This window comes from Nostoc sp. CmiVER01 (assembly GCF_034531135.2).
Lineage (GTDB): Bacteria > Cyanobacteriota > Cyanobacteriia > Cyanobacteriales > Nostocaceae > Nostoc.
In genome coordinates this window covers 281,952-305,674 of the sequence record NZ_JAVRBU020000005.1, presented here as the reverse complement: position 1 = coordinate 305,674, position 23,723 = coordinate 281,952, and the positions used below count along the sequence as shown (strand labels likewise).

Here is a 23,723-nt window from a genome sequence, read left to right as displayed (position 1 = left end):
TCGTGAAATAATATAACGCTTAGGCATTTTATGCCTATGTACACTTCCCACCATTATCAAGTTAGACAAAATGCAGATTTATCAACTTTTAAACCGATTAAACAGTAAAAAATTCACTAAGTTACTTACTCAAACAGTAGCTTTAGGATTAGGTGCTATTGTTCTCCTCTCAAGTGCTAATGCTAATGCTGCCGAGCAAGTTGTTTTGAAGTATGGTACTTTTCAGGGGCAAATATCTGTTCAAGAATTAACTCAGTTTACAGAAACTGGCAAGACTACCCCGACGTTAAGGGCTTATTTACAGGCGGCGCAGCAAGATCCCACAGTAGCTCGTAAAGCACTTAAAACCCCAATAAAAGCCGATACTACGTTTTTAAATAACTTACTCTCTAGCTGGGCAGGGCCAGTTTTAGTTAGCCAAATTGGTGAAGTAGTTCACCCTCCCGCAGGACAACTAAACCAGGAGGCACTGCGAAGTGCTTTAAGTACATCTATTCAACAAAATGGAGAAGTTACACTACTTGGAGCCATTCAAAATTATCCAGATACTTCTGTTGAACTTGAAGGAGATCGTCTCATCGCTGTTTATGAACGCCTAAGCAATCTTGCAGAACTTTTATGAGGGTTACATCATCAAATGATTGGCTTAGTGTCTCAATAGTCGTGAATTTTAGTAGCGATCGCAATGAAGTTAATACTGATGAGTCTATCTTAGGGTTCATACCTTGTTACCTAGAAATTCCCTAACCTAAATGTAGAGTTTAGTCTAAGAATAGGAAACAGATTTGTATGACAGCCGATGTTTCTAGAGATATTAAGAAGAATGTTAATGGGTCACTTATAAGTGGTGTTATTCTGAGTATTTTAGGGGTTATTGCGATCGCGGCGCCTAGTCTATCGACCTTATTTGCTGAGACTTGGATTGCGGTAATTTTGATTTTCGCCGGATTTACAAAATTAGTTTATGCCACTCAAACCCGCCATCAAGGAGGTTTTATTTGGAAACTTTTATTGAGCGGACTCTATATTGCAACCGGCATAATGCTGTTTGTTTATCCTTCTACAGGTATTCTCACACTAACTCTATTGCTTGGCAGCTTTTTATTGGCTGAAGGTACATTCGAGTTAATTCTGGCATTTAAGTTACGTCCCCAAGAGAACTGGACGTGGATACTAGGTGATGGGATTATTACGCTGGTCTTAGGCGCAATGATTTGGTTCCAGTGGCCATTTAATGCGCCCTGGCTTCTTGGCACATTAGTTGGTGTTAGCATTATTTTCACTGGCGTTTCTCGCGTAATGCTGTCATTGAATGCGCGTTCTACCTTGAATTCTACTAATGAAGCTGCAAATCCTACTTAGTAGATGAGGAATGGGGAATGAGGGAGCAGGAGAGCTAGCGGAGCAGAGGGGATAAGGGGACAAGGTGACAAAAGTTTAGAGCTTCCAACAAGTCTTTCCCCTTGTCCCCAATTCTCAAGAGTCCCCAAGTCCTCTTTCCCATGCCCCATGCCCAAGTTTATAAGACATTGCAGCAGCGATCGCTCTGATATTGCTAAATTAGCTAAGGAAATCAAAATCCAGGCCAGCTAGCTGCTTTTCAACAATGGTATCTATTGCTACTCCCTTCTCGGATATTCAAAACCATTGGGCACGTTTATTTATTACAGCCTTAGCCCAACGTGGTATTGTCAATGGGTTGCCTAACGGCACTTATCGCCCCGATAACTCTGTTACCCGCGCTGAATTTGCCGCTATTATCGCCAAGGCATTTGGGACAGTTTCAAAGAAACGCCAGTATGTCCCCTTTGTTGATGTACCCAGTAATTATTGGGCCACCGCCGCCATTCAAGCAGCTTACGAAAAAGCATTTCTTAGCGGGTTTCCTGATAAAACTTTCCGTTCAGCTAACCGAATTACTAGGGTAGAAGTTTTAGTTTCTTTGGTAGGAGGCTTAGAAATTGCCACCAAAGTAAAACCTGACCTCCTCTCACAACTCCCACAAATTTATCAAGATTCTGTTCAGATTCCTGAGTATGGTAGAAATCAGGTAGCTATTGCCACCAGCGCAGGATTGGTTGTTAGTTTCCCAAATATCAAATTACTCAATCCTAATCTTGCAGCCACCCGTGCAGATGTGGCAGTGATTATTTATCAAGCTTTAGTGTATTTAGGTCAGGCAGAAAAAATTGCCTCTAGTTACCTAGTGCAGCCGCCAGCGCCAACACCAATACCCACACCAATACCTACACCTACACCTATCGGTAGCGTTAGGGTAAGTCATAGCCGGGAATTTCGGGGAGCGTGGGTAGCATGTGTGTGGAATAGTAATTGGCCTTCCAAGGCAGGACTTTCTGTTGCCCAACAAAAAGCTGAACTTAGCGAGATTATTAGTAAATTACAAGCCCTAAACTTCAATGCCCTCATCTTTCAGGTGCGACCGGAGGGAGACGCTTTATATGAATCTAAATTAGAGCCTTGGAGTGCTTGGATTACAGGAACTCAGGGGAAAGCACCAGAACCATTTTATGATCCTTTAGCGTTTGCGATCGCAGAATGTCATAAGCGCAATATTGAACTCCATGCTTGGTTCAACCCCTACCGTGCCAGTACTTCCACCGACCCAGCTAAAACAGTCCGTCCCCACATAGCTGCTACCAATCCAGAAAGCGTTTATTTGTGGAAAACTCAACGTTGGATGGACCCAGGACTGAAAATAGTTCAGGATAGAGCTTATAACGTAATTCTCGATGTAGTGAAGCGCTACGATGTTGATGGCATTCACTTAGATGATTATTTTTATCCATATCCCATCGAGGGGCAACCTTTCCCCGATAATAAAACCTACGCTGCATATAAGGCAGCTGGTGGGACACTCAGCCTTGGCGACTGGCGACGAGACAATGTTAACAGAATGGTACAACGTCTCTACCAGGGAATTAAAGCAACTAAATCCGACGTTAAATTTGGTATTAGTCCTTTTGGCATTTATCGCCCCGGACAACCCACTGGTATCACTGGGTTGGATGCTTACAACGTGCTGTATGCTGACTCGAAGAAATGGTTAGCAGAAGGTTGGATTGATTATATCGCGCCTCAACTTTACTGGCGCACAGACCAACCACAACAAAGTTATTCGGCGTTGCTAAAGTGGTGGACAGAGGTAAACACAAAACAAAGACACGTTTATGCTGGTAACAATTTGACGGAACCAAGCAACAAGAGTCGGGAGAGTGATGAAATTGAAAAGCAGGTGAAAATTAGTCGTAGCCAAGCTGGAAACTTATCACTGGGGAATATCTTCTTTAATGTCGGTGTTTTGACAGAAAATAGTCAGGGCATTGCTGATAAATTCCAAAGTCTGCTTTATAACAAACCTGCGTTACCGCCTACTTTGTCTTGGCAGGATACAACACCGCCGCCTCCGCCTATTCAACTACAAGTCAATAACCGCAAACTGAGTTGGGAACCTGGAGACAATCAGCCCGTTCGTTCTTGGACACTTTATCGACAAACTGGCGATACTTGGGCAATTCAACGAATTTTGTCTGCTGGCACAACCTTCGCTACCGTCCAACTAGCGGGAACCTATGCCGTATGTGCAGTGGATAGATTGGCAAATGAGAGTGCGGGAACAGTTATTACAGTGAGTTGAACCAAACCCGGATTTCGTTGAATCTGCAATTGAAAGTGCTTCTACCTCAGCTTAGTCTTTATTGCAGAGGTAGAAATTTGCTCATGGGCGCTTTTTATACTATTGGTTAGTCCATATATTGCCGCGACTAGAACAGCCATCAATTCCTCTCGATAGGTTATCTAACATCAAGTTAATGGGAATACTAATGTCAGCAAGGAAAACCGAATTCTGTTATAAGGTGTGTATAGATGGTGACTATAAATTCTATCCCCATCATTCCGGGATATCAAATTAACTCTCAACTGTACGCTGGCTCCAGAACCAACGTATATCGAGCTATCCGTCTATCAGACCAACTTCCAGTTGTTATTAAACTTCTGACCTTAGAGTATCCCAGTTTTAACGAATTACTACAATTTCGCCATCAGTATACAATCAGTAAAAATCTCAATATTGCTGGAATTATTCATCCCTTATCGCTAGAAACCTATGGCAATGGCTATATTTTGGTAATGGCAGATACCGGAGAAATTTCTTTAAAAGAATACATTAAAAACTCGAATATATCCTTAGTAGAAGTTTTAAATATTGCTATTCACCTAGTCCACATTATCTACGATTTACACGAAAGTTGCATTATTCATAAAGATATTAAACCAGCAAATATTCTGATTAATCCTCAAACAAAAAAAATTAAAATCATTGACTTTAGTATTGCTTCATTACTACCTAAAGAAACCCAAGAAATTAAAAGTCCAAATGTTTTAGAAGGAACTCTCGCCTATATTTCCCCAGAACAAACAGGCAGAATGAACCGTGGTATCGACTACCGCAGCGATTATTATTCTCTGGGTGTAACATTCTATGAAATATTAACTGGAAAGTTACCATTTAATTGTGATGACCCGATGGAATTGGTGCATTGTCATCTGGCGAGAATGCCATCGCAGCTAGAAGTCAGAAGCAAAGAAATACCAAAAGTCTTATGGGATATTGTCATGAAGTTAATGGCGAAAAACGCCGAAGATAGATATCAAAGTGCCTTGGGATTAAAGCATGATTTAGAACTTTGTTTAGCCCAACTCCAAGATACAGGAAAAATTAGAGATTTTGAAATCGGTCAGTGGGATGTCTGCGATCGCTTCCTGATCCCGGAAAAATTATATGGCAGAGAAACAGAAGTAGCTAGCTTATTACAAGCATTTGAGCGTGTGACTCACGGCACATCAGAAATCATGCTAGTAGCCGGATTTTCCGGGATTGGGAAAACTGCTGTAGTGAATGAAGTCCATAAACCAATTACCCGTCAGCAGGGTTATTTTATCAAAGGTAAGTTTGACCAATTCAATCGTAATGTTCCCTTATCCGCCTTTGTGCAAGCTTTCCGTGACTTAATAGCGCAATTGTTGTCAGAATCAGACGCACAATTGATACAGTGGCGCAATCAAATTCTTCAAGTTGTTGGAGACAATGGGCAAGTTTTGATTGAATTAATTCCAGAATTAGAACAGGTAATTGGTAAACAACCGCCTGCACCAGAACTAGCGGGAACAGCGGTACAAAATCGGTTTAATTTACTCTTTCAAAAGTTTATTGCTATCTTCACAACAAGGGAACATCCACTGGTAATGTTTCTAGACGATTTACAGTGGGCAGATTTGGCTTCGCTACAGTTAATTAAACTGCTGACGGAAAATCAAAAACATCTGCTTTTGTTAGGTGCTTATCGAGATAATGAGGTGTCAGCTACACATCCATTTATGTTGAAGGTGAAGGAACTCAAGAAAGCTGGTAAGATTGTTAATACTATTACTCTTGCCCCCCTTGACTTGAGTGATACCAATCAGTTAGTGGCTAATACTTTACATTGTACGACACAGATATCGCTGCCTCTAACAGAATTAATCAATCGCAAAACTAAAGGCAATCCCTTTTTTATCACGCAGTTTCTCAAGGCTTTATACGAAGATAAACAAATTAAATTTAATCACCAACAAGGTTATTGGGAATGCGATTTTGCTCAGGTCAATGCGCTATCTGTGACTGATGATGTGGTAGAATTTATGGCTACTCAGTTACAAAAATTACCCCAGCAAACGCAAAATGTCCTGAAGTTAGCTGCTTGTATTGGTAACTCTTTTGATTTAACGACTTTGGGAATTGTTTCACAACAGTCGCTACAGCAGGTGGCAGATACTTTGTGGAAGGCTTTACAGGAAGGATTGATTTTACCGCAAAGTCAAGTTTATAAGTTTTATCTCAGCCATGAGCAAGAAGTTAATACTAACAATATCAAAAATGTTGCTTATCGCTTTCTGCACGATCGCGTCCAACAAGCTGCTTATTGTTTAATTCCCGAAGACCAAAAACAAGCTACTCATTTGGCGATCGGTCAATTATTGCACGCTAACACGCCTGCAACTCAACTAGATACATATATCTTTGAAATTGTCAATCACTTCAATATAGGCATTGATTTGATAACTGAGCCTGATAAAAAATTGGAGTTAGCACAACTGAATTTGCTGGCGGGGCGCAAAGCCAAAGCAGCGATCGCCTATAATCTTGCTGTCAAATATTGCACCCAAGGTATTGACTTACTGCCCTTCGATGCCTGGATGGAACATTACAAATTAACCCTGAATCTGCATAATGAACGTTTAGAAGCTGCCTGCCTAAATACAGACTTTGACAAGCTGGCAGGATGGGGTAACGTTGTGTTACAATCTGCCACTTCTTTGCTTGATACTATCAAAGTCTATGAAACCCGAATGACGGCATTCCGGTCTCAAGGTCAATTTGCTAAAGTAGTTGAGACTGGGTTGCAAGTGTTGAAGTTACTCGATGTAGAATTTCCCGAACAGCCAACTATGGCTGATATTAGCGCAGCAACTCAACAGACAAGGCAACTATGGATGGGGCGCGCACCCCTAAGTTTGTTGGATTTGCCTGCAATGAGCGATCCGCATCAACTGGCAGCCATGCAAATAATGACTACACTAGTGTCCTCTGCGTACATCGGTAAACCCACACTGTTACCATTACTCACATCTAAGCAAGTGGAGATGGCTATCCAGTTTGGCAATTCATCTATTGCTATTTTTTCTTATGCAGACTACGGAGTGACTCTTTGTGGTTTGATTGGAGATATTGATGCTGGGTATGAGTTTGGACAGCTTTCATTAAAGTTACTAGAACAACACCAGATTAACGCTTTTAAAAGTAGAGCTTACTTTATTGTCAACAGCTTTATTCGACATTGGAAAGAACCATTAAATCACAGTATCCCATCTTTGTTAGACGCTTATCAGAGTGGCTTAGAAACCGGAGATTCGGTATGCATGGCGTTGAACTTAGTGTCATATAGTCAGTGTAGCTATTGGAGTGGTCGAGAATTAAATGATTTGGCTGAAGAAATGGAGACTTATCGGCAAGTCATCAGCCAAGGCAAACAAGAAGCAACGTTAAAATATCAAGAGTGTTACCAGCAAGCGATTCTCAATTTATTAGGACAAGCGGAAATTCCCTATTGTTTAGAGGGCAAAGTCTTCAGTGCCGCCCAAATCTTGCCCAGCTTACAAGCTGCTAGCAATCGCACGGGGTTATTTTATCTTCATCTCAATCAAGCTGTTCTGTGTTATTTGTTCGGAGAATACCAAGCAGCCTCACAACAAGCAGCCTTAGCAGAACAGTATAGTAATGCTGTAACTGGCTACTTCGTCGTAGCTGTCAGAGTTTTTTATGATGCTTTAATTCATCTAGCACGCTACACCGATGTTAATGCCCAAGAACAATCAGCCATTTTAGAGCGAATCAATGCCCATCAAAAAAAACTACAAACTTGGGCTACTTATGCTCCATTCAATCATCAACATCGTTGGCAACTTGTAGCAGCAGAACGCTATCGAGTGCTTGATCAATTTACTGAAGCGATGGAACATTACGATTTAGCTATTGCCCAAGCCAAAACACATGGTTATCTGCAAGATGAAGCACTCAGCAATGAACTGGCCGCTAAATTTTATCTAAGTTGGGGCAAACAGAAAGTAGCGGCAGGTTATATGCAAGAGGCATACTACTGTTACGCTCGTTGGGGCGCAAAAGCCAAAACCGAGGATTTGGAAAACCGCTATCCCGATTTACTGCGCGTTATTCTCCAGCAGAGAGTACAATCACTGCATATGCTGGAAACAATATCGAGCAGCGTTAGTCGTCAGATTTCGGTTCATAATTCCACTAATTTGGGTCGTTCTTCTAGCACCGACATCAGTACTTTTGATTTTGCTGCTATCCTCAAAGCCTCCCAAGCTATTTCCGGCACGATTCAATTGGATGAACTACTGCACAAATTAACACAGATTATTCTGCAACATTCTGGGGGCGATCGCTGTGCCTTAATCCTACCTAATACTCAAGGAAAATGGTTGGTAAGAGCCATTGCTACACCCGAAACTACAGAACTTTGTGCCGAACCTTTAGAGGGCAACCCCGACTTACCAATTAAGTTGATACAGTACGTCAAAAACACCGAAGAAATTGTGGTGATTAACGAACTCAAAACTAATTTACCTGTAATTGATGAGTATTTAAGTCAACGACAACCAAAAAGTTTGTTGTGCTTGCCAATTCTTAATCAAGGACACTTAATTGGGATTTTGTATTTAAAGAATCGCTCCACTAGTAGTGTGTTTACAAGCGATCGCATCCTCATTCTCAACTTTCTTTGTACCCAAGCGGCCATTTCTCTAGAAAATGCACGTCTTTATCAATATTCACAAATTTATGCTCAACAGTTAGAACAATCTTTAGAAAAATTACGGCTTAGTGAAGCCCGCTTTCAGAAACTAGCAGATAATATTCCTGGAATGATTTATCAGATCCGAATTAAAGCCGATGGTTCAGCTTCAGTACCCTACGTCAGTTCTGGATGTCAAACTCTTTACGAAGTCCCAGCAGAAGATTTCCTGTCAGGGAAATGTAGCCTGCGTGATTTTGAACATCCCGACGATGGAGCAGAGGCCTTTCGCGCAGTTGTTGAGTCAGCACAAAATCTTACCCCATTTCAGCATGAGTGGCGCATTGTTACACCCAATGGAAATATCAAGTGGGTAAAAGCTGCTTCTCAGCCAGAACGCGGCGAGGATGGTGAAATGGTATGGGATGGAATTCTAATTGATATTAGCGAACAGCAAGCTGCACTTCGTGAACGCAAACTTGCTGAAGCTGCCATTGAGCAAAAATCTCAAGAACTAGAAAATGCTCTTCAAGAACTACAACAAGCTCAACTACAAATGATACAACAGGAAAAAATGTCTGCACTAGGTAACTTAGTTGCTGGGGTAGCTCATGAAATGAACAATCCCCTCGGCTTTATTTCGGCTAGCCTTATACAAGCTAAACCTACCTTTACTGATATCACTGAACACCTAAAACTATATCAAAAAGCTCTACCAAATCCTGAAGAAGAAATTCTCAATCATGCTGAAGAAATTGACTTAGACTATAGCTTAGAAGACCTACCAAAAATTATCGACGCAATGGTCATAGCTTCTGATCGATTAAAAAATATTAGCACCAGTTTAAGAACTTTCTCCCGTGCCGATAAAGATTATAAAGTGTCATTTAACATCAATGAAGGCATTGATAGTACAATTTTAATTCTCAAACATCGCCTTAAAGCGAGTGAGCAACGTCCAGAAATTACAGTTGTAACCGAGTATGATAATTTGCAGCCAGTTAAGTGCTTTCCTGGGCAGTTAAATCAGGTATTTATGAATATTCTAGCTAATGCAATTGATGCTTTAAATGAGTCAAGTATAGGCAGAAGTTTTGAGTATCTAAAACTAAATCCTCACAAAATTATAGTAAGAACTGTCATTGAAAATCATCATTTAAAAATATCAATTGCTGATAATGGTACAGGAATAAGTGAAGATGTCAAAGCACGCATATTTGACCATTTATTTACTACAAAAGGAGTAGGTAAAGGCACAGGATTAGGACTAGCGATCGCGCGGCAAATTGTGGAAGAAGTACATTTGGGCAAAATTGAAGTTAATTCTGTTTTAGGAGAAGGGACAGAATTTGTAATTTATATTCCCATTACTGAGTAGATATAACACAATTAACACAATTAATTAATAGGATTTTGGCAAATATCTGTGACTGTATTTTATTATTAAAGTATGTTTTAAAAGGCGAAACCAGTCAAAAATTATGCCAATCGTCTGACCATAATACGAATCATGGCGATATAGATGAATGTCTCTGAAGTTTCAGGAAGGTGGACATTTCATTTAAAACCACCTACCTCGCCACTACCCTACCACTGTTGTAGCGATCGCTGTGGGATGGGTATGCCATCATCACCAAACCCTGCTCATGATAACTGGATAGAAAATGAGGGATTCACCTTTGGGTAGATTTAGAGGGAATGATTAAAACTGTATATTTGGATGGGGTAACACATAATTTGCCACAACACCTCATGCCAAATCAGTAATTTCTATATCAACAGATGAAATATTGATTGAATTCTAGTTAAATTGTTCCTTAAGTTCCTCATAAGCCATGACATCCCCTGAGCCTCAAACTGATTTTGGAGAAAAAGCTCCACAAACCTCATTTGAGCCACCTTCTGGAAAACGGCGGTGGCTTTGGGTTTTAGCTGCATTACTATTGTTAGGGGGCGGAGCAGCTCTAGTTTGGCGTCCGCAAAATTCAGCACCTTCAACTACTAATGCTCAACCTCAAGGGGTAAGAGTCAAAATATCGACAGTACAAAGTGGCATTATTGAGGAAAGCTCAGATTTTATTGCTAGCTTAAAATCCCAGCGCTCAGTCATACTCCAGCCAAAGATTCAGGGTCAAGTTACTCAGATATTTGTCAAATCGGGAGATCCAGTCGCCCAAGGAGCGACAATTCTGCAAGTAGATTCTACATCACAAGCAGGTGTAAGTGGAAGCAATGCTGTGGCTCAAGGATTTTTAGTGCAACTGGAGAATGCCCGCGCTACACTCAAATCTCTGGAAGCACAACGACCATCCTACGTTGCAAATGTGCAATTTTACCAGCAAAATTACGAAAAGTTTGTCGCCCTAGCCCAGGAAGGAGCCGTGTCTCGACAAACTCGCAATCAGTTTGCCGATCGCCTCGCCAATGCTAAAACTAATCTTGATGCAATTGATTCTAGAATTCAAGCACAACGAGCCAACATATTACAGGCTGAAAGAACTTTGCAGCAAGCTAATGTAAATATTCCACAACAAGGGAACATCCAATCCGATAAAATTACCGCCCCCTTTAGTGGCACAGTTGGCAAAATCGCTGTGAAAGTAGGTGATTTAGTTAATACTTCTACACAATTAGTTAATATAGCGCAAAATCGACCTTTAGAAGTCAACATCTCTGTGCCATTACAGCAAGGGCCTCAATTGCGTAAGGGAATGCCAGTAGAGGTTATGAATACACAAGGTCAAAAACTTGGTAGAAGTAGGGTATTTTTCATTGCACCTACTGCTAGCAATGAAACCCAAGGAATACTGATAAAAGCCCTTTTTGATAACCCTAATGGTCAGTTACATGCAGATCAATTGGTAAGGGCTAGAGTGTTTTGGAATCAGCGCCCCGGAATTTTAATCCCCACAACAGCAATGACTCGTGTAGGTGGAGACACTTTTGTTTATGTAGTTGAAACAGAAACATCCCCCCAAGGTGTATCTCAACAAGTAGCTCGGCAAAGGCGAGTGAAGCTAGGCGAAATCAAAGATAATAATTACCAAGTTATTGAAGGTTTACAGCCAGAAGATAAAGTTATTATTTCAGGTTTGCTCAATCTCAGGGATGGTGTTGCGATCGTTCCAGAAACTTAATTAAGGGGAGTGGGGGAGAAGTCCTCAATCTTGTCTTTTACCAATCCCCACCCAAGAGCGTTAACTATAGCGATCGCTCTTACCCTGTGGGTACTCCGTTAGAGAACTTGTAGAGTAGCCCCTATAGGTCTATGAAAGTTTAAGATATAACTCGTTTTGTCAATAGTAATTACGCTGTAAATTATCCATGCTATTGAGTATTTAATTAAGCTTTATACTAAATTTTAAGGCAAGGATGAACGATGCTTTTAAATATGCGTAGGCGTAGCCAGACTTGTCTATGAGACGCTATGGAAACGGCATCACAGGCTGAAAATTTGCGTTTCTGACCTCGGAATGAATGTTAAGCACCATTACTTATTGACAAATGGTTAATTACCTTAACCTGTCAGCAATGAGTGAAAGTAAGCAATTACTTGATTGCATAACGGAGGTAAACAATTATGTTAGTGAAAATCATCCAATCTAATTGGGGTTTAGTTTTAACTTGTTTACTCGGACAAATAATGTTGTTTGCTGCGCCAGTACAAGCTGGAGTAGAGGGCAAAAGCTACGATGTGAATGTTCAGTCGAGTCTAGGAGATAATTTTACTACTTGTTTTGAATTTAACGCCAATGGTAGCAGCCTACGCTTTAGTGGACTAGATGCTACTTATAGTCGTACAAATCTAGGTCAGGATCGGAGAAATTGGCAAGCAGTCACAAATCCACCTTCAGACCAAAATATCGCACTTAACGGTGAAGTAACAGGAGATTTTGTTTCAGATCGGAGGATAAGTGGTAATGCTATCAATTCCAACGGCACTACTTTTACATTTAATGGAACACGCTTATCTGGGACAACATGTCCGCAGTTTAGTACGATTCAAGGGGAAGGTGTAGAAAATCCCTTCTTCAGATAATTTTAATCTAGGCAGATTTAATAAACCAGATGAGCTTTTGGTTAACGAAGACAAATAATTTATCAAAGATGTTTGTAGCCTATGGTCAAGACAATACCTGCGTCATTAGCACTTAAATTCTGTCAAGTTCGGTAGGGCGTAGTTTACCGCCATAAGTATCGCGTTTACATCAAAGAACACTCAGGCATTCAACAATATTCGCCAAGCCGCATCAAACCTTAATCTGCCGCCAAGAAGGGACGTATCTTTACCTCTTGTAAAGTATTTTCATTTCTCCCGCCTGACGTTTACTTGAAGTCGCTGGCGGGATTTTGCCTTGAATGAAGTTGGCATTTTACAATGCGATCGCTAAATTTAACCTTCTGCCTCCTGCCTTCGTTAATATTTCAGGGTTGCTCAATCTCAGGGATGGTGTTGCCATCGCTCCAGAATATTAAAGATGGATGCTAAATTGTAGTATGTTACTGCCAAGCATACTACCAAATACCTACCACCAATCCCCATGTTTGTTGATTTCTTTATTAAGAGACCTGTATTTGCAAGTGTTTGCTCCATTATCATTTTGTTGGTAGGAGCCATTAGTATCCCGACACTACCGACAGATCAATATCCAGAGATCAGCCCAACTCAAATTAATGTTACAGCTAACTATGTTGGTGCTAATGCTGAAATCGTAGAAAATACCGTCACGACTATCTTAGAGCGGCAAATTAATGGCGTTGAAGGCATGAAGTACATGACTTCAAACAGCAGTAATAATGGCAATAGTACGATTACAGTTACATTTGATGCATCGCGCAATAAAGATATTGCAGCAGTTGATGTGCAAAATCGGGTGTCGATCGCTCAACCGCTCTTACCAGAAGCTGTACAGCAAACTGGAGTCACTGTCACTAAGCAGTCTAACAACATTCTCTTAGCGATCGGGCTGTACTCAGATAATAAAGAATACGACAACGTTTTTTTAAGTAACTATGCCGACCTCTACATAGTAGATGCCCTCAAAAGAATCAAAGGTGTAGGTGAGGTGCAGATTTTTGGTGAACGCCGCTATGCGATGCGCTTGTGGCTCAACCCCAGTAGCCTTGCTAGTCGTAACCTCACCCCCCAAGATGTGATCGATGCACTCAATGAGCAAAATTTACAGGTGGGGGCTGGGCAAATTGGGCAGCAGCCAACATTACCAGATCAGATGTATCAAATAGATTTGCAAGCTATTGGCAGACTAAGTGGGGCAACAGAATTTGCCGACATGGTGCTCAAGACATCTGAGGATGGCACGCTGGTAAAGTTGAGAGATGTGGGTCGGGCGGAATTGGGAGCAGAAAATTACAGTACTTTTCTGCGATTTAGAGGCAACGAGGGTGTGGGACTAGGGATATTTCCCAGCCCTGGAAGTAACGCTTTAGACGTTGCTAAGGCAGTAAAAACCGAAATGCTGCGGCTAGAGCAAAGTTTTCCCCCAGGACTGAAATATCAGGTGGCGTTTGATACAACACTTTTTGTGGAAGCGTCGCTAGCAGAAGTAGTTAAGACTTTGATAGAAGCGATCGCTCTTGTAGTTTTAGTAATTTATATCTTTTTACAGGATTGGCGGACTACGCTGATTCCGGTGATTGTCATTCCCTTAACCTTGATTGGTACTTTTGCCTTTATCAAGGTTTTTGGATTTTCGATCAACACCCTGACCATGTTTGGTTTAACTTTGGCAACGGGATTGGTGGTTGATGACGCAATTATCGTCGTCGAGAATATCTCTCGGTTAATTGAGAATGAGCAGATGTCGCCCCGCCAAGCTGCCTCTGAGTCAATGCGAGAGCTGTTTGGAGCAGTGATTGCCACATCTCTAGTGTTAATGGCTGTATTTGTACCCGTGGCATTCTTCCCAGGAGCTACGGGACAGATATATAAGCAATTTGCGCTGACCATTGCTTTTTCAATGGCGATTTCTACCTTTCTGGCCATTACCTTAACTCCTTCCCTCTCAGCCTTGCTGCTGCGCCAGGGACAAAGACCAGGCGGTTGGTTAGGCTGGATTTTTGAGCGGGTTAACAGGTTTATTGATTGGACACGCAGGAAGTATGAACGCATACTCAATGGTTTGACACGGATAAAAGCGATCGTAGTGGGGATATTTATATTGTCCTTGGGGGTAACGGGCTGGCTTTACATCAACGTACCTACAGCGTTTATCCCTGATGACGACCAAGGTTATTTCATCACCATTATCCAAGGGCCAGAGGGAGTTTCACTCAACTACACTAGCGAAGTCATGGCTAAGGTAGAAAAAGAAATCCTCAAATTGCCAGAAGTCACAGGTACTTTTGCGATCGGTGGCTTTGGTTTTAGCGGTAACTCTGCCAATAGTGGTGCGATCTTTTCCACTCTCCAGCCTTGGGACAAGCGTCACGAACCGGGACAGTCAGCACAGGCAATCATTGGTAAGTTGAGTGGAGTGTTTGGGGGAATTTCTGAAGCGAGAATTTTCGCGGTGAATCCACCATCTATTCAGGGTTTAGGCAGTTTCGGCGGTTTCCAATTTGAGCTACAAGACAGAACGGGGAACAGTGGTTTAAATAACTTAGTGCAAGTTATGGGTCAGTTACTCCAACGCGGTAATCAGACGCCAGGATTGCAAGCTGTGTTTAGCACTTTTAGCGCAAATACACCGCAGATGTTAATTGAAGTAGACCGTAACAAAGCTAAATCCCTGCAAGTTGGAGTAAACGATATCTTTAATACCCTACAGTCTTACTTGGGTTCGCGGTATGTCAACGACTTTAATTTGCTGCAACGAACTTATCGGGTGTATGTTCAAGCAGACGCTCAGTTTCGCTCTAATCCTGCGGATATCGGTAAATTATACGTGCGTTCTGCTAATAATCAGATGGTTCCCCTGAGCAATCTTGTGAAAATTACTTCTGCCACTGGGGCGCAAACGATTAATCACTACAACTTGTTCCGCTCCATTGAAATTAACGGTTCCGCCGCTCCTGGTTATAGTTCTGGTGAAGCAACAGTAGCAATGGAGAAATTAGCAAAGCAGGTTTTGCCAGCAAGTATGGGCTATGAATGGTCAGGGATAGTTGCCGAAGAAAAACAGTCTGGCGGTCTAGCGCCCGTAATTTTTGGATTGGGACTTGTCTTTGTCTTTTTGGTGCTGGCTGCTCAGTATGAGAACTATGTTGACCCACTAATTATTATGCTGTCAGTTCCCCTAGCTATTTTGGGTGCGTTGTCGGCGCAGATGTCGCGGGGTTTAGCTAACGATGTATTTTGCCAGGTTGGTTTAGTAATGCTGATTGGTCTGGCAAGTAAAAACGCCATTCTGATTGTGGAATTTGCCAATCAACTGCAAGAACGGGGTCTTTCAATTACTAAAGCAGCAGTGCAAGCATCACAAGAACGTTTGCGACCGATTCTGATGACTTCCTTCGCCTTTATCTTGGGTATTTGGCCATTGGTAAATCCCGAAGGAGCAGGAGCAGCTAGCAGAAAATCTCTTGGTACTGCGATCGCTGGTGGTACAATTGTCTCTACTTTCTTGACTCTGTTTTTTGTACCAATTTTATATATCGTAATTGGCAAAATTCGCGATCGCTTGAGTCCACGTCGTCAGTCTCATGAGCTAGATGTTAGTCAAGATAGCAAGGTTCCTTCTACCAGCCATCGGTAAGCAGTTAGGGCAGGGCGCAAGGAGGAGAAACTAGTCGTGTTGAGTCCAGAAATTGAGATAATTTATTTTTTGGAGTTCCCTTAATAACTGAAACAACAATAGGTGAATCTATGGCATCTCTAGCCGGTAAAGTTGCAATTATCACTGGGGCATCGCGGGGAATTGGACGAGCGATCGCACTCAAGTTAGCTGGTAACGGCGCATCTATTGTCGTTAACTATGCAGGTAATGCAGGCAAAGCACAAGAAGTTGTTGCAGAAATTGAAAAATTGGGAGTAGAGGCAGTTGCAATACAAGCTGATGTTAGCAAAGTACCTGACATCCAACGGTTATTTGAGCAAACACTTGAGCGCTTTGGTAAGGTAGATATTTTGGTTAACAACGCTGGAATCGCCTTCTATAAACCAATTACTCAGGTGAGTGAAGAAGATTTTGACGCGATTTTTGCTATTAACGTCAAAGGCACTTATTTTACTTGTCAACAAGCCGCGCAACACATGGCAGAAGGAGGACGGATTATCAACTTTTCTTCATCAACTACGGCGATGATGTTACCAACTTATAGTGCCTATGTCGGAACCAAGGGTGCTGTTGAACAAATCACGCGGGTACTAGCTAAAGAATTAGGTGCAAAAGCGATCGCAGTTAATGTTATTTCTCCTGGCCCCACCGATACAGAATTGTTTCGAGAAGGCAAAACACAAGAACAGATAGACCGTTTAGCCCAAATGGCTGCGTTTGGCAAATTGGGAGATGTGCAAGAAATCGCCGACGTAGTAGCATTTCTGGCTAGCGACGAAGCTAGGTGGATCACTGGGCAAAATATTCGTGTAAACGGTGGAATCGCATGAGATAATCAAAGCTCTCCTCATGAACGCCATATTCTCCGTTTCAAAACCTCAGCCAATAACTTGAGCCTTGCTAGAGAGACAGTCCAGTAGAGTTTATTGACAAATAAACATAATTATGTATTATATCATGTCCGCCTAATTAGTTATAATTCCCGCATCTATGCAAAAACTAGGAAAACTTCTTTCCCCCTGCTCCCTGCTCCCTGCCCCCTGCTCCCCTGCGGTCTTAATGATAAGTCTTTCACCGAACACGATATTACCCGTAGATTGGATTCGGAAGTTGCATTTGAGCCAAAACATGGAGATTGTGTACAGCAGCCATATCTGCTTGTTAACTACTTTTCCTGAACTGCCTCTATAGCACGGCTAACTCCAAAATTCATCTAGGTTCACGTCTGCCATCTCTTGCTGCACCTCCTGAAAATAGCTGCTTTGAGTCAGCATTGCTACTTCTTTTTCGCGTTTCTTATGGTCAATTTCAATCTTTAATTCCTCTAATTGCCGTCTCAATTCATCTTCTCGGCGTTTGCGATCGCTGATATTCTGTACAATACCCTCGTAGTACAACACCTTCCCTTGACTATTTTTCACCGCCCGAGCATCAATTTGTGTCCAGATAATACTACTATCTTTGCAGTAAGAACGGTACTCAAAATTCTTCGCAGTGCCTTGTGTTTTTAGTAGTTCTTTAAATTCAGTGCGTTTCTCTCGATCAACATAAAGCTGCTCACTAATGTTCGTGATGCTCTCTATCATCTCAGCAGGTGAGTTATAACCATAAATCTTTGCCAGTGTCGGATTGACATTGATAAATCGTCCTTCTGGTGAGGATTGGAAGATACCTTCGAGGGCGTTTTCAAAGATGCTGCGGTAGTTTTCTTCGGCAATACGTAATTCTTCATTTTTGGCTTCCAGACTTTCAAAGGAGTTTTTCAATTGTCCTGCCATGCCATTAAAAGAATCTGCCAAAGTATCAATTTCAATAATCGGGCTGGGTGCAATTTGCTGATTGAGGTTGCCCTGAGCCAATTCATTAGATGCCTGAGAAACGCGCAGAATCGGATGAGTTATCCAACGTGAAGTATAGATACCAAGCGCGATCGCTACAGCCAATGCTGCTAAACATAGTAAAATAGTATTTTGGGTATTGGTATTGATTTGTGCCATGAAATCATTTTCAGGAACAATCACCACTGCTAACCAATCAATTCCTCGCCCATCTCGAATCGGCACTACTTCAATGTAATACCGTTCTCCATGCACAAAAAGTTTTAAATTCTGTCGCTTATTGATGTTATTAAAACCACCAAACTGATTTTGCAAAGATTGGGTGATTCCTTGAACTATAGCATTGCTACTCTTAATCGCTGGAAGCCGCTCTATTTCTTTATTATCGCCTTTAACCACAATCTTAAAAGGCTGGGAAACTGTCGAGCTTGCAATCAAATCACCCGATCTCTCAATAATAAAAGTTTGTCCATTTGGGCTGATGTACAAATCTTTCAGAAAATCTGAAATCAGTACTAACCGCATATTGATAGATAAAACCCCTAGCAGCTTTCCATTTGAGTCATAAACTGGTTTTACCGGAGAAATTTCTAAGGAATTGTTATGGCGAGAAAATGATGCATAAATTTTGCTCCAAGTAGACTTACCTGTTGCTTTCGCCGCCTCATACCAGGGACGGGGACGAGGATCGTACTTTAATAATTTTAGGAGTTTTTGTGGTTGTACCTGCTCATTTAATAAATAGGTTTTACGGTTTGGTGCTGATGCCTCTGTCCGAATTTTGAGTTGAACTGTGCCATCTTCCATTTGCTCAACACCAATAAACTCCCCTTGCTCGTTGCCATAGTAGAAATAGTCGATCAACCTTTGCTGATGAACAATTTGCCAAAGATAACGTCCCAATGCTTCAAAATCCTGCGGATTTAAATTGCTACTTTGAATGGCTGAGTAGGTTGCATCAATGAGATGATGGGGTTCTTCGAGGTAGTTTAAAACCCCCTGTTCAATCCGCTTACCAATCTCGCTGTTCAACTGGTTGGCTAAATTATCAACCGATCGCTGTCCATTACGGAGGGAGAGATAGCCTATCAGTCCAACGGCAATTACAATTTGCAGCACAAAAGGTACTACCAAGGTGATACGAAGAGGAAATTTACGGGGTGTTTTCTCAATAGCTTTACCAATCATTAATGCCGTCTCCTCCTACCAGCCATTGTTGTAAATCTCGCTCTGGCTTGGCAACGTTAAATAGATGTAAGCCAAAATCTTTAGATAGGTATTCACACACCTTAATGCCTCGTATACTGTTTCCCTTGGCATCTAAAGGTGGGGAGAACGTACCAATGCCTAACTTGCCAGGAACGACTGCTGTAATCCCGCCACCTACTCCGCTCTTAGCAGGTATCCCCACTCGATACGCCCACTCGCCCGACGCATCGTACATTCCACAGGTAAGCATGATGCTAATCACATCCTGAACATAGCGCTCATCGATTGCCCTTTCCTTCGTAACTGGGTTGATACCCCCATTTGCCAGTGTTGCCGCCAGCATTGCTAAATCTTTAGCGTTAACTAAAATCGAACATTGCTGAAAATAGAGATCCAGTGTTTCGTCAATCTTGTCGCTGATCATGCCAAAGTTCAGCATTAGGTAAGCCATTGCTCGGTTGCGGTAGCCAGTCGATTTCTCCGACAAAAAAACGGGTACATTGATGTCGTGTTCCCTTCCGGTATAGAGTCTGAACATTTCCAGTAGTCGTTTCAAGCGTTCCGTGCTGTTTTTGCCTTTGATCAGATCCGCAGTGGCGATCGCCCCTGCATTCACCATCGGGTTATAGGGACGGTTGGTAGCCTCGTCTAACACAATCGAGTTAAATGCTTCCCCTGTAGGTTCAACACTGACTTTGCTATTTACATACTCGCGTCCATGATCCTCTAATGCCAAGCCAAACACAAACGCCTTTGAAATGGACTGAATTGTGAATAGTTGTTGACATTCTCCCACCTCAAACACCTGTCCATCGGCAGTGACGACACAAATGCCAAACCACTCTGGTTTTGCCAGTGCTAATTCGGGAATGTAGTCAGCAACCTTGCCCTCGTTTAGCGATCGATATTTTTCGTACAGATCGTTCAAATAATTCCGAAAGGGCGACGTAACTGCACTAATGGAACTGGCAAGGGACTGCATATCTCCTAAATTTGGCATTGTGCTTACCCCTCTATAATTTGCTGTGCTACTTTGCGAAACTCCTGACTCACTGAGTGTTCTGGATATTTCACGCAAAACACTCCTTCACTGGCAAGCTGTACCATATCTTCCGACAAAGAAAACATACCAGCAACAGTTTCACCGTAGGTTTCCTCAACTTTTTGCTTCAGTGCCTCTAAATTGAGTTTGCTGTGTGCCTTGTTGATTGCCAACAGCATTTTTCGGACTTTCAGTTGCCGCGCCACATCCACGGTGATCGCAGTACCTTGGTAATCTTGCTTGTCGGGGCGCAAAATCAGGATCAGCACATGGGAGATGGCGATCGAGAGAAATGTCTCTTTCGACAAACCAGGATGGGTATCAATAAATAAATAATCAAGCTTGAGTGCTTTTACCAAGCTACGAAATCCATCATTCAGCAGCTTGACATCATAGCCGTCCTTCAAAATTCTGGCGATTTCATCTGCTTTGACACTGGAAGGCACCAAAAACAGCTTGCCTGGAATATCTACATCAATGTTGACACTGACATCGTAGGCAGCTTCTTCGATCGAACTTTCACCCCACAAATAGTTATTCAGGGTTTTGCCTATCTGCTCTGACTCTAGACAGAATAAATTGTGTATGCCAGGAGAAGGTATATCGGTATCAACTACGCCAACGCGGTTGCCCAGTGAAGCTACTGTGGTTGCTAGGTTGGCAGTAAAGTTAGATTTACCCGTACCGCCTCGATAGGAATGAATTGAAACAACTTTAGGCATTGGTTATGAAACTATTAATTTTAATTGGTTATACCACCATTTGCGATGTCACCAGTGGCAGAATATATAATTTGTCAGTTGCAAAACTTTTCGGTTTTATAATTGTCTAAGTAGGGGAACACAGCCGTGTTACCCTACTAAGAAAACGGATTGCAATATTTGGGCTGAAAAAGTTTGTATAAACCGTTTCTATTTTATACAAATAACGGCTCATATTATCCGGTTGTAGAGTCTGTGTTCTTGCACTAAATTACTTCGCAGGCATCCAAAATTATGGATTTGTCCAACTTTACTACACTCCAAAACTTAGAAGCTGCTTTCGGTGGTGAATCGATGGCAAATCGCAAGTATCTGTTTTTTGCTGAGGTGGCGCGTCAACTTGGGTTTACAGACTTGGCGAAACTTTTTAAAGAAACAGCAGAACAAGAAACCGAACACGCTTTTGCACATTTTAAGTTGCTGCATCCAGAACTTGTGGTAGAAGATTCGGCTGCTTTAACTGATGAACAAAAGCGCGAAATTGTATCTCGCTGTTTATCTTTGGCAATTGAAGGGGAAACTTACGAATATACCACAATGTATCCAGAGTTTGCCGCAGATGCTCAACGCGATCGCGACAATCCTGCGGCTGAAGAATTTCTCAAACAAGTTAAAGAATCTACCGATCATGCCAACACGTTTCGGGAAGCTGCACACCGTTTTGGCTTGTTAAAATCTATCGAAAATTACCACGCCGATCGCTACGCTGAAGCTTTAGAAGTATTAAACGGAGGACAAACAGCAACCAGAGTTGCAGGTGAAGATCCTAAAACTCGCAAATGGATTTGTAAACAATGCAGCATGATTTACGATCCGGTTGCTGGCGATCCTGATTCGGGAATTGCACCAGGTACACCTTTTGAAGAAATTCCCGATGACTGGGAATGTCCGATTTGCGGTGCTAGTAAAAAAACTTTTAAACCATTTGAGGAAAAAGTTGCAGCTTAAGGCGACAATCAATTAGGCACTCTTTTTTGCACATAAACGCGAAGCATCTTTTAAGACGCTTCGCGTTCTTTATTATTTATCCACTAAGGTAAAATCATGAATTTACCAGAAGATAACAGCCAATTTCAACAGCAAAGACCAATTTATTTAGAGTTAAATTTTCAGATTATTTGTGCAGTTGCATTGATTGCTGTTATCGGAGTTTCTAGCGTGACTCCAGCTTTTCCCAAGTTAGCCAAAGATTTAAATATCTCTGCTTAATTGGGTGGAGGTTTTAGTTTAGATAAAGGACAAGAAAGGGTAGGTTTGTTTTTGCTAGTCGATGCAATGGCATTGTCAGCCGATGCAATGGCATATTGAACAAATACGTTTAGGGAGTGATAGTGTTTTCAATGCGACGGTCGGGGATGAGCCACATAACTGCAACCAGAACGTATAGTATACAGGCAAGCCATGAGCTTACAAAGGCAAGGGGAATTGCTACTGCATACAACATCATCGATATTTTTCCTTTAAAATCTCGACCCACTGCGATCGCTAATGTCGAATCGCTGCCATGATAAGAAACTAGGGTGCGGGTAAGAATGAAGTAAGCGATCGAAGACAACAACAACACCACACCATAAAGTGCTACTGGCATAGCAGCAAAGCTATTCTCACCCATCCAGCCAGTGACGAAGGGGATTAGCGATAACCAAAACAGCAGGTGCAGATTAGCCCAAAGGATACGCCCATTAACGTGTCGGACTGCTTGTAAGAGATGATGGTGATTGTTCCAGTAGATGCCAAGAAAGATAAAACTCAGCACATAGCTGAGAAATACCGGAATCAGGGGACGCAGCGCCGCTAAATCGAACCCATGTGGCACTTTGATTTCCAGCACCATAATGGTGATGATGATGGCAATCACCCCATCGCTGAATGCTTCTAACCTCCCTTTCCCCATGTACGCATTCCTTTTTGATTTACTTGAAAGTAAGTTGTGACACTCTGCACTTTATCGTATCAAGTAGCCGCCGTTGATGAAAATTGTCTACGGGTGATTTTTGATATGCTATGGTTACTTTCTCTTAAGCTACTCCATACCCTGTATACGGACGCTTATACGGCGGATGTAAACCGAGAATAATATTTTCTTTCGGCACACCAATTTCTACTAATTCCCGCGCAATATCTACATCAGTCATATTACGCTGAATCCAAATCTTTCCATCTTTAATATCCAAATGGATGATACAGTTGTAAACTCGCTTAAATCCCTCCCAGCCCACTTCTAAAAGCTGGTAGTGGTCATGTTCTGTATCAAACACAAGCTGAGACTCAATGTCTGAATTGCCAATCTCAAAAGTAGCGTGAGACGTTAATATTTGGCGGATGCTTTGACGGTATCGTTCTATTCTTTCCATTCGACAATCACCTCCTGAAGTGGATCATAACTCACCAACTTCACTTGATAAAGCTTGACAGCTTCCTGAGTGAATCGCTCCTGAAAAAACGACTCAAATGTATCGACGGGAACTGCTAAATATAATGTTCTATCTGGTTCACTCATTTGTAATGCAAGGCGATAGTTCAAAAACTGCCCCAGTGCTGAGTGAAAGTTAGTGATGACAGAGCTATTAAGAAAGCTTTTGATTTCAACTGCTATTTTTCGCCCTGCCTTATCAGCTGCAAGGATTTTTCTGCCGCTAAATCAATCTCAAACTTTACACGCTCAATTTTGATTTTTAGCGGATCTGCTGTAATTACCCATTGCTCTTTTAACAATGCTTGTTTGACAGCATCATGGAATAGGTCTTTGGCAGCCATTTCTCCTC

16 protein-coding genes and 1 pseudogene are annotated in these 23,723 nt (G+C 41.9%); 11 read left to right on the top strand and 6 right to left on the bottom strand.

Annotated elements, in window-relative coordinates:
* The first annotated feature begins 70 nt into the window (after positions 1-70).
* From RMZ43_RS10225 to RMZ43_RS10185, 9 genes are all read left to right on the top strand, one after another.
* Complete coding sequence (locus tag RMZ43_RS10225; protein ID WP_322649673.1) at positions 71-622, top strand: alpha/beta hydrolase; 552 nt, start codon at positions 71-73, stop codon at positions 620-622.
* A 167-nt stretch (positions 623-789) separates the two neighbouring features.
* Positions 790-1,362, top strand: coding sequence for an HdeD family acid-resistance protein (locus tag RMZ43_RS10220; RefSeq protein ID WP_322653145.1), 573 nt, complete (start codon positions 790-792; stop codon positions 1,360-1,362).
* Between the two features lie 244 nt (positions 1,363-1,606).
* Positions 1,607-3,655 (top strand): glycoside hydrolase family 10 protein, encoded by a 2,049-nt coding sequence (locus tag RMZ43_RS10215; protein ID WP_322653144.1) that lies wholly within the window; start codon positions 1,607-1,609, stop codon positions 3,653-3,655.
* Positions 3,656-3,885: 230 nt separating this feature from the next.
* Complete coding sequence (locus RMZ43_RS10210) at positions 3,886-9,750, top strand: trifunctional serine/threonine-protein kinase/ATP-binding protein/sensor histidine kinase (protein WP_322653143.1); 5,865 nt, start codon at positions 3,886-3,888, stop codon at positions 9,748-9,750.
* 144 nt (positions 9,751-9,894) lie between these two features.
* Positions 9,895-10,059, top strand: coding sequence for a hypothetical protein (locus RMZ43_RS10205; protein ID WP_322649677.1), 165 nt, complete (start codon positions 9,895-9,897; stop codon positions 10,057-10,059).
* A 148-nt stretch (positions 10,060-10,207) separates the two neighbouring features.
* Entirely contained in the window at positions 10,208-11,509 is a 1,302-nt protein-coding gene (locus tag RMZ43_RS10200; RefSeq protein ID WP_322649678.1) for an efflux RND transporter periplasmic adaptor subunit, read from the top strand.
* A gap of 443 nt (positions 11,510-11,952) precedes the next feature.
* Positions 11,953-12,411 carry a hypothetical protein gene (locus RMZ43_RS10195; RefSeq protein ID WP_322649679.1) on the top strand — a complete coding sequence of 153 codons (459 nt, stop codon included), beginning with the start codon at positions 11,953-11,955 and terminating at the stop codon, positions 12,409-12,411.
* Positions 12,412-12,913: 502 nt separating this feature from the next.
* Positions 12,914-16,087: an efflux RND transporter permease subunit gene (locus tag RMZ43_RS10190; RefSeq protein WP_322653142.1), complete on the top strand. Its 3,174-nt coding sequence runs from the start codon at positions 12,914-12,916 to the stop codon at positions 16,085-16,087.
* A gap of 110 nt (positions 16,088-16,197) precedes the next feature.
* Entirely contained in the window at positions 16,198-16,938 is a 741-nt protein-coding gene (locus RMZ43_RS10185; RefSeq protein ID WP_322653141.1) for an SDR family oxidoreductase, read from the top strand.
* A gap of 366 nt (positions 16,939-17,304) precedes the next feature.
* Here RMZ43_RS10185 and RMZ43_RS10180 read toward each other — a convergent pair whose 3' ends face one another.
* The 3 genes from RMZ43_RS10180 to RMZ43_RS10170 are packed head-to-tail and all read right to left on the bottom strand — an operon-like array spanning position 17,305 to position 20,919.
* On the bottom strand, positions 17,305-19,134 hold the full coding sequence (locus RMZ43_RS10180; RefSeq protein WP_322653140.1) for a PAS domain S-box protein: 1,830 nt from the start codon (positions 19,132-19,134) through the stop codon (positions 17,305-17,307).
* Positions 19,124-20,155 carry a glutaminase A gene (gene glsA / locus RMZ43_RS10175; protein ID WP_416212091.1) on the bottom strand — a complete coding sequence of 344 codons (1,032 nt, stop codon included), beginning with the start codon at positions 20,153-20,155 and terminating at the stop codon, positions 19,124-19,126. Before glsA ends, RMZ43_RS10180 begins: the two co-directional genes overlap by 11 nt.
* A 5-nt stretch (positions 20,156-20,160) precedes the next feature.
* The gene (locus tag RMZ43_RS10170) at positions 20,161-20,919 is read right to left on the bottom strand and encodes a MinD/ParA family ATP-binding protein (protein WP_322649683.1); all 759 of its coding nucleotides are present in this window, start codon (positions 20,917-20,919) and stop codon (positions 20,161-20,163) included.
* Between the two features lie 273 nt (positions 20,920-21,192).
* Here RMZ43_RS10170 and RMZ43_RS10165 point away from each other — a divergent pair, with 273 nt between their 5' ends.
* Both RMZ43_RS10165 and RMZ43_RS10160 read left to right on the top strand, forming a co-directional pair.
* A complete protein-coding gene (locus RMZ43_RS10165) occupies positions 21,193-21,906 on the top strand; it encodes a rubrerythrin family protein (RefSeq protein WP_322649684.1) in 714 nt (237 codons plus the stop codon).
* A gap of 96 nt (positions 21,907-22,002) precedes the next feature.
* Entirely contained in the window at positions 22,003-22,167 is a 165-nt protein-coding gene (locus tag RMZ43_RS10160) for a hypothetical protein (protein WP_322649685.1), read from the top strand.
* A 109-nt stretch (positions 22,168-22,276) separates the two neighbouring features.
* Here RMZ43_RS10160 and RMZ43_RS10155 read toward each other — a convergent pair whose 3' ends face one another.
* The 3 genes and pseudogenes from RMZ43_RS10155 to RMZ43_RS10145 form a co-directional block, all read right to left on the bottom strand.
* A complete protein-coding gene (locus tag RMZ43_RS10155) occupies positions 22,277-22,852 on the bottom strand; it encodes a TMEM175 family protein (protein ID WP_322649686.1) in 576 nt (191 codons plus the stop codon).
* 124 nt (positions 22,853-22,976) lie between these two features.
* A complete protein-coding gene (locus RMZ43_RS10150) occupies positions 22,977-23,312 on the bottom strand; it encodes a XisI protein (protein WP_322649687.1) in 336 nt (111 codons plus the stop codon).
* Positions 23,300-23,715 (bottom strand): annotated as a pseudogene (locus RMZ43_RS10145) (XisH family protein). The gene RMZ43_RS10150 and the pseudogene RMZ43_RS10145 overlap by 13 nt, the downstream one beginning before the upstream one ends.
* Positions 23,716-23,723 lie beyond the last annotated feature (8 nt).